Annotated in this window: 7 protein-coding genes; 3 read left to right on the forward strand and 4 right to left on the reverse strand. The window is 74.8% G+C overall.

Features of this window, described 5'->3' with window-relative positions:
- Positions 1-86: 86 nt before the first annotated feature.
- Positions 87-1517, reverse strand: coding sequence for a PLP-dependent aminotransferase family protein (locus EF918_RS29260; protein ID WP_125651946.1), 1431 nt, complete (start codon positions 1515-1517; stop codon positions 87-89).
- Here EF918_RS29260 and EF918_RS29265 point away from each other — a divergent pair.
- The gene (locus EF918_RS29265; protein WP_125651947.1) at positions 1516-2493 is read left to right on the forward strand and encodes a DMT family transporter; all 978 of its coding nucleotides are present in this window, start codon (positions 1516-1518) and stop codon (positions 2491-2493) included. The two genes, EF918_RS29260 and EF918_RS29265, sit on opposite strands and share 2 nt — an antisense overlap.
- A gap of 82 nt (positions 2494-2575) precedes the next feature.
- Positions 2576-2800, forward strand: a complete 225-nt coding sequence (locus EF918_RS29270; protein ID WP_125651948.1) for a DUF1918 domain-containing protein — start codon at positions 2576-2578, stop codon at positions 2798-2800.
- 15 nt (positions 2801-2815) lie between these two features.
- On the opposite strand, the gene EF918_RS29275 is transcribed toward EF918_RS29270, so the two are convergent.
- Positions 2816-4096: a glycoside hydrolase family 10 protein gene (locus tag EF918_RS29275; RefSeq protein ID WP_125651949.1), complete on the reverse strand. Its 1281-nt coding sequence runs from the start codon at positions 4094-4096 to the stop codon at positions 2816-2818.
- Positions 4097-4257: 161 nt separating this feature from the next.
- On the opposite strand from EF918_RS29275, the gene EF918_RS29280 reads away from it, so the two are divergent.
- Positions 4258-5130, forward strand: a complete 873-nt coding sequence (locus tag EF918_RS29280) for a 3-hydroxybutyryl-CoA dehydrogenase (protein WP_125651950.1) — start codon at positions 4258-4260, stop codon at positions 5128-5130.
- Positions 5131-5179: 49 nt separating this feature from the next.
- Here EF918_RS29280 and EF918_RS29285 read toward each other — a convergent pair whose 3' ends face one another.
- The gene (locus EF918_RS29285; RefSeq protein WP_125651951.1) at positions 5180-5710 is read right to left on the reverse strand and encodes an NUDIX domain-containing protein; all 531 of its coding nucleotides are present in this window, start codon (positions 5708-5710) and stop codon (positions 5180-5182) included.
- Between the two features lie 53 nt (positions 5711-5763).
- Complete coding sequence (locus tag EF918_RS29290) at positions 5764-7107, reverse strand: transcriptional regulator (RefSeq protein ID WP_125651952.1); 1344 nt, start codon at positions 7105-7107, stop codon at positions 5764-5766.
- Positions 7108-7669 lie beyond the last annotated feature (562 nt).

A 7669-nucleotide genomic window follows, 5' to 3' on the forward strand; every position in this document is an offset into this window, starting at 1 on the left:
ACGGCATCCGGGGCCCAGGCGTCGGTGGGGCGAACTCCTGCCCCGCGGCGAGGGCGGGGGCGGGCCCGGGGTGCCGTGCGGCCCGGTCAGGACAAGGGGACGAGGGCCGTCAGGCGGCGGACCGCCTCCGTCAGCACCTCCGGGGCGGCCACCGCCGCGAAGCTCAGGCGGACGAACGGGCCGGGGGGCTCCGCGCAGAAGTACGGGCGGCCCGGCGTGACCGCGACCCCGGCCCGCAGGGCCGCGGCCACGAAGCCGGCCTCGTCGCAGCCTTCGGGCAGCCGTGCCCAGAGCTGGAAGCCGCCGGCCGGCAGCCGGGCCGGGGACAGGCCCGGCAGCTCGCGCAGCAGCGCCCCGGCCAGCACCTCGCGCCGGTGGCGCAGCTCGGCCGCGACCGTCCGCAGGTGGCGCGGCCAGGCCGGGGCGCCCACCAGTTCCAGCGCGGCCTCCTGCAGCGGGCGCGGCACGAAGAAGCTGTCCACGACCTGGATCGCCCGCAGCCGCTCCAGCACCGGCCCGCGCGCCGCCAGGGCGCCCACCCGCAGGGACGGCGAGGTGGCCTTGGTCAGCGACCGGACGTGGACCACCACGCCGTCGGGGTCGGCCGAGGCCAGGGTCGGGGGCAGCGGCCCGCAGTCCTCGTGGGCCAGGGCGCGGGCGTAGTCGTCCTCGACGACGAACGCCCCGGCCGCCCGGGCGGTGCGGAGCACCTGCGCCCGGCGGTCGGCGGCGAGCACCGAGCCGGTCGGGTTCTGGAACAGCGGCTGGCACACGAACACCCGCGCCCCGGTGGCCTCGAAGGCCGCGGCCAGCAGGTCCGGCCGCACCCCGTCGGCGTCGGCCGGCACGGGCACCGGGCGGCAGCCCGAGGCCCGGGCGATGGCCAGCAGCCCCGGATAGGTGGGGGACTCGACCAGGACCGGCGCCCCGGGCGGCGCCAGCGCCCGCAGCGCGGTGGTCAGCGCGCTCTGCCCGCCCGCGGTGACCAGCACGTCGGCCGAGGTGACCTGGCCGCCGATCTCCCGGGCGAACCAGTCGCGCAGCTCCGGCAGCCCCTCGGTGGGCGGTCGGGACCAGGCCCCGGGGCGCCGGCCGGCCCGGGCCAGGGCCGCCGCCATGGCCCGCTCGGGCTGGAGGGAGGGGTGGAGGTAGCCGCCGTTGAGCTCGATCACCCCGGGCTGCGGCACCGCCAGCGAGACCAGCACCCCGGAGGCGTCCACGGTGCGCGGGACCACCTCGCCGGGCCCCTCGGCGCTGAGCGCGACCTCCTGCCACGAGGTGTCCCCCGCCGGCCGGGGCGCCGTACGGGGCTGCGCCCGGAACGCCCCGGCTCCGGGCCGGGTGACCACCAGGCCCTCGGCGGCGAGCTGGGCCAGCGCCCGGGAGACGGTCACCGGGCTGACCCGGAACCGCTCGACCAGGGCCCGGCTCGACGGCAGCTTTCCACCGACCGAGTAGCGGTCCAGCTCCGTACGCAGGGTTTCCGCGAGTTCCGCCACACTGCTACGCTCATTCATGAGAGCACAGAATAGCGCTACGCACGTTCGGCCAGTAGCAGTCACCGGCGCCGCGACCCAGCCCGCCGCGACCCAGCCCGGCGCGGCCCGGGCCACCCCGGCCGAGTCCGCCCCGGCCGCCGGTGGCGCCCGGACCGGCACCCTGCTCGCCGGGCTCGGCGTCGTCGCCTTCTCGCTGACCTTCCCCGCCACCGCCTGGGGCCTGGAGAGCTTCGGCCCCTGGTCGCTGGTCTCCCTGCGCAGCGTGCTCGCCGCCGTCGTCGCGGGCGGCTTCCTGCTGGCGCTGCGGGTGCCCCTGCCGCACCGGGCGCACTGGGCCGGGCTCGCCGTCGTCGCGGCCGGGGTGGTCGTCGGCTTCCCGCTGCTCACCACGCTCGCACTGCAGACCTCGACCACCTCGCACGCCGCCGTCGTGGTCGGCCTGCTGCCGCTGACCACCGCCGCGCTGTCGGCCGTACGCACCGGGGCCCGGCCCTCGCGCACCTTCTGGGCCGCCGCGATCGCCGGGGCGGCCGTGGTGCTCGGCTTCACCCTCGCCCAGAGCGGCGGCGGCCTCTCCGCGGGCGACGGCTACCTGTTCGCCGCGCTGCTGGTGTGCGCCGCCGGCTACACCGAGGGCGGCCGGCTGGCCCGCGTCCTGCCGGGCTGGCAGGTCATCGGCTGGGCGCTGGTGCTCTGCCTGCCGCTCAGCCTGACCGGATCGGTGCTGGGCCTGGCCCACGAGCCGGTGCGGCTGTCGGCGCACGGGGTGGCCGGCCTGGTGTGGGCCGCGGCCGGCTCCACCTTCCTCGGGCTCTACGTCTGGTACCGCGGCATGGCGGAGATCGGCGCGGCCCGGGCCAGCCAGCTCCAGCTGGCCCAGCCGCTGCTCACCCTGGTCTGGTCGGTGACCCTGCTGGGCGAACACCTCTCCCCCGCCGCACCCCTGACCGCCGTGGCCGTCCTGGTGTGCATCGCCGTGACCCAGCGCCGCTGACGCGACCCGGTGGGCCCAAATCACCTGAATCGCCGTAAACTGCTGTCAACCGGATCGGCTCCGCCCCGAGGGAGGTCAGCAGATGCGCGCGACCGAAGGCGACCAGCTGGTGCAGCACGGCCGAATCGTCGGCCAGCACGACAAGATCGGCGAGATCACCCAGGTCCTGGGCGAGAACGGCGCCCCGCCCTACCGGGTGCACTTCCCGGACGGCCACGAGGCCATCATGTCCCCCGGACCCGACTGCCAGGTCAAACACCCGGCCCACTCCGACCAGAGCGCCGGGCCCACGAGCCTCTTCCGCTGACCCGCGCGAGCGCGGTCAGCGCGGCGGCACCGCCGTCGGATAGTGATCGGCGACCACCCTCGCCATCGCTCCGTTGGGGTCCGCGACCACCTGCTTCGCCGAGAAGTGGACATGGCCGCGGACCCCGGCGTACCGGTGGGCGAGCGTCAGGTGCCGGGACAGCTCCGCCGGGTCCCGCCACGCCGCCGTCGCGCTGTCGGCGTCGCAGCGGTAGAGCGCCTCGCCGATGTACAGGTCCACCCCGGTCCCGGCGACCACGTCCGACCACCACGGCACGAGCGTGGCGTAGTCGGCCTGCGGGTGGCCGATGTGCCAGTAGCACTGCGGGACGACGTAGTCGATCCACTTCTGCTTGACCCAGCCGCGGGTGTCCGCGTACAGGTCGTCGTACGTCCCCAGGCCCGCCTGCGTGGCCGAGCCGAGCGGGTCGCGGTCACGGTTGCGCCAGACCGCGAACGGGCTGACGCCGAACCGTACGCCGGGGCGGACCGCCTTGATCCGCGCCGACATCTCCCGCACCAGGCTGTCGATGTTGTGCCGGCGCCAGGCCGCCCGGGAGGGGAAGCCCGCGCCGTGCGCCGCGAACGCCGCGTCGTCGTCGAAGCGCTGCCCGGACACCGGGTAGGGGTAGAAGTAGTCGTCCCAGTGGACCGCGTCCACCGGGTAGCGGCTGACGGCGTCGATCATCGCGTCCTGGACGAAGGCGCGCACCTCGGGCATCCCGGGGTTGTAGTAGAGCTTGCCGCCGTAGGCGACCGTCCAGCCCGGGTTGCGCCGCGCCGGGTGGTCGGCGACCAGCCGGGAGCGGTCGGTGTGCTGGGCCACCCGGTACGGGTTGAACCAGGCGTGCAGCTCCAGCCCCCGCTTGTGGGCCTCCGTGACGGCCGTGCCCAGCGGGTCCCAGCCGGGGTCCTGGCCCTGCCGGCCCGTCAGCCACTGCGACCACGGCTCCAGCGCCGAGGGCCACAGGGCGTCGGCGGTCGGCCGGACCTGGAGGACCACGGCGTTGAGCCGGCGCGCCACGGCCGTGTCGAGCAGCGCCAGCAGCTCCGCGCGCTGCTCGGCGGCGCTGAGGCCGGACTCCGAGGGCCAGTCCACGTTCTGCACGGACGCCACCCACATCCCGCGGAACTCCGGGACCACCGCGCCCCGCCCCGACCGCAGCGGCGCACCCGCCGGTTCCGTCACCGCCGCGGCCGCCGGCGCCGCCCGGCCGCCGGCCGCCGCTCCCGTCGCCGTCACCGCCAGCAGCCCCGCGGCACCGGTCAGCAGCCCCCTGCGGTTCACGTACCCCATGTGACGGATCCCTTCCGTAGCGTGACATCGATCTGCGTCCGCCCAGCATGCCCGCCCCGACCGCCCACCCGTGGCAGGGGCGGGAGTAACGTCGGGGGGCGTGGCGGGCGCCGGAATCGCACGGGGGACCCGCCCACAGACGAGCCAGCGAAAGGCACGAAGTGACTGACCTCCCTTCCGACATCACCCGCGTCGGCGTAGTGGGCTGTGGCCAGATGGGCGCGGGCATCGCCGAGGTGTGCGCCCGTAGCGGCCTTGAGGTCAAGGTCGCCGAGACCACCGGCGAGGCCCTGGAGATCGGACGGACCCGGCTGCACAACTCGCTCAGCAAGGCCGCCGAACGCGGCAAGATCACGGAGGAGGAGCGGGACGCCACCCTGGCCCGCCTGAGCTTCACCACCGACCTCGGCGAGTTCGCCGACCGTGACCTCGTCATCGAGGCGGTCGTGGAGAACGAGCAGGTCAAGACGGAGATCTTCCAGGTCCTCGACCAGGTGGTCACCCGTCCGGACGCCATCTTGGCCTCCAACACCTCCTCCATCCCGCTGGTGAAGCTGGCCGTCGCGACCTCGCGTCCCGACCAGGTCATCGGCATCCACTTCTTCAACCCGGCCCCGGTGCAGAAGCTCGTCGAGCTGATCCCGGCGCTGACCACGGGCGAGGACACGGTCAAGCGGGCCGACGCCCTGGTGCGGGACGTGCTCGGCAAGCACGCGATCCGCGCCCAGGACCGGTCCGGCTTCGTGGTCAACGCGCTGCTGGTGCCGTACCTGCTGTCGGCGATCCGGATGTTCGAATCGGGCATCGCCAGCCGTGAGGACATCGACAACGGCATGGAGTTCGGCTGCGCCCACCCCATGGGCCCGCTGAAGCTCTCCGACCTCATCGGCCTGGACACCATCGCCTCGATCGCCGACTCGATGTACGCCGAGTACAAGGAGCCCCTGTACGCCGCTCCCCCGCTGCTCCAGCGCATGGTGGACGCGGGCCGGCTCGGCCGGAAGACCGGCTCGGGCTTCTACGCGTACGGCTGACGCGCGGACGGCCGGGCGGGCGCGTGGACGGCCGGCGCTCAGGGGCCGGTCATCCGGCCCGCAGATGGTGCAGCAGGAGCAGCCCGGCCGCCATGTTGGCGGCCGGGACCTCCCCGCGGGCGATCAGGTCCGGCACCAGTTTGAGCGGTACCCATTCCCTCCGGGAGGACTCGAACCCGTCCTCCGGCGGGCCGATGTACGTGGCGCCCTCGGCCCAGAACAAGTGGTGCCGGGCGTCGGTCAGGCCGTTGGAGGGCTCCACGGTCATCAGCGGGCGCAGCGGGCCGGGCCGCCAGCCCGACTCCTCCTCCATCTCCCGGGCCGCGGCCGCCGCGAGGTCCTCGCCCTCCTCCACCACTCCGGCGGGCAGTTCCCAGCCCCAACTGTCGGTGATGAACCGGTGCCGCCACAGCAGCAGCACCTCGTCCGCCTCGTTGACCGCCGTGGCGGCCGCCACCGGGCGCAGCCGGATGACGAAGTGGTCCAGGTGTCGTCCGTCGGGCAGTTCGACGTCGGCGAGGTTCACGTCGAACCAGCGGTTCTTGTACACGGTCTGCTCACTCAGGTTCGTCCACTGCACGGTTGTCGCCACCTTCCGTTTGTGTCGGTGGCAACATGGCAGCAGGTGCGCTGTCACAGCGGAACGCGCAGTGCCCCGTCGATGAGCTGCGCGGTCTTCTCCGCATCGGCACAACCGCTGGTCAGGAGCTGTTCGCGGACCGCCCGCAAGCGGTCGCGCAGCCGTAGCGACTCCATCCCCTTGGCGCGTTCGGCCATCTCCGCCGCGGCCACGAGGGCGCGGTCCGCTTCGCCCTGGCGCAGCTGGATCTCGCAGAGCATCGCCAGCCGGTGCACCCGGCCCCGGTCGTGGGCGGGGGTGCCCACGGCCGCCGTCGCCTGCTCGTGGGCCGCGTCGAGTTCGCCCAGACTGAGCAGGGCCTCGGCCACCTGGACGTTGACCAGGCCCGGCTGGACGTAGCCGGTCTCGTCGGGTTCGCTGCCCGGCCGGATCCGCTCGGAGGCCGTCTCCGCCTGCCGGATGCAGGCCAGCGCCGCGGTGGTGTCGCCGAGTTGGGCGTACGCCTTGGCCTGCATCGCGTAGAGGTCGGCGGCCAGCGCCGGGGTGGTGTGCCGGCCGGCGGCCCGCAGGGCGGCCTCGGCGAAGGCCAGGGCCTGGCGGAACTCCCGCAGGTGCAGGGACTGGTTGACGATCAGCGCGATGACGTACGCGCCCAGCCCCCGGTCCCCGCTGGCCTTGGCCAGCCGCAGCGCCTGGTGGAAGTAGCGCTGGGCCAGGCCGTGGGCGTCGGAGTCGTACGCGCAGATGCCCGCGACCGCGACCAGGGAGCCCGTGGCCCGGTGCAGCCGGCGGCCCAGCGCGTCGGAGTAGCTCCCGCGCAGCATCGGCGCGGTCTCGCTGCCCAGGAAGCGCACGATCCGGGCCCGGGTGGCCATGCCGCCGGCCCGCCGGTACATCAGCTCGTAGTGCGCCCGGGCGGCGCGCAGGATCTCGATGTGCTCGGGCCCGATCGGGGTGGGGCCGTCGTGGGAGACGTCGGCGTCCTCGGGCGGGTTCTCCCACTCCCAGACCGGGATCACGGCCGGGGTGCCGGTCAACGCATCGTCCGTGAGCCCGAGTTCGCGGCCCTGCTGGTCGGCCCGCCACAGCGCGGTGGCCCGGTCGACGAAGCCGCCGAGCGAGGCGGCGCCCGCCCCGGCGGTGGGCTGGCCCGGCAGCCCGAGCCCGATGTCGTCCAGGGAGAGGGGGCGGCGCAGCCGGGTGGCCAGCACCTCGCAGATCAGGTCCGGGACCTGGCCCCGGGGCCGCTGCCCCTTCAACCACCGGTTGACGGCCGTGTGTTCGTAGCGCAACGCGAGTCCGCGGGACCGGCCGGCCTGGTTCACGTGGGCCGCGAGTCCGGCGTGGGACATGCCCGCCTCGGCGAGGAGGGCGTCGAGCAGGGCATTGGACTGCATGGGCCCCTCCAAGGGCTCGTCGGTCCCAGAGTAGTGGGCGTGGCGTTCGCACGGGGTGTGAACCTAGTACGCGCATAAATGCGCCGCGCACCCTGCCGCACAGGGCCGTCGAGCGGTTGACTGGGATCCTCGCCTCATGAAGAGGCAACGGGCCGTCGGCTCCCCCTCGTACAGTGCGACGGCCCGTGACGCGCCGCCCGTTCCTGCTGTCTGCCCGACACTCCACGGCAGGCGGGCGGCGCCCCGGGCCGGTGTCGGAGTCGGTTGGTCTCCGGTCGCCGACGGTGGCCCGGGCGCACCCCGGCGGGAGCCGGGGAGCGGGCGTGCGCGCCGGATCCACCCACCGGACCCGGCGCGCACGGCCCGACCGGTCGCTCACGCGGCTCTTCCTCGGCCGGTCGGGGCCTAGCCCCAGGTGTCGTCCGGCGGTGCCGTCAGGGAGGCGGGGCCCCCGGACGGCCGGGGGCGGTCGTTGCGGTCGTTGCGGAGCACCAGCAGGGCCACGTCGTCCGCCGGGTGGCCGCCGACGTGGCGCAGCAACGCGGCGTGCACGCCGGCCACC

Origin of the sequence: Streptomyces sp. WAC06614 (assembly GCF_003949795.1) — a bacterium.
GTDB lineage: Bacteria > Actinomycetota > Actinomycetes > Streptomycetales > Streptomycetaceae > Streptomyces.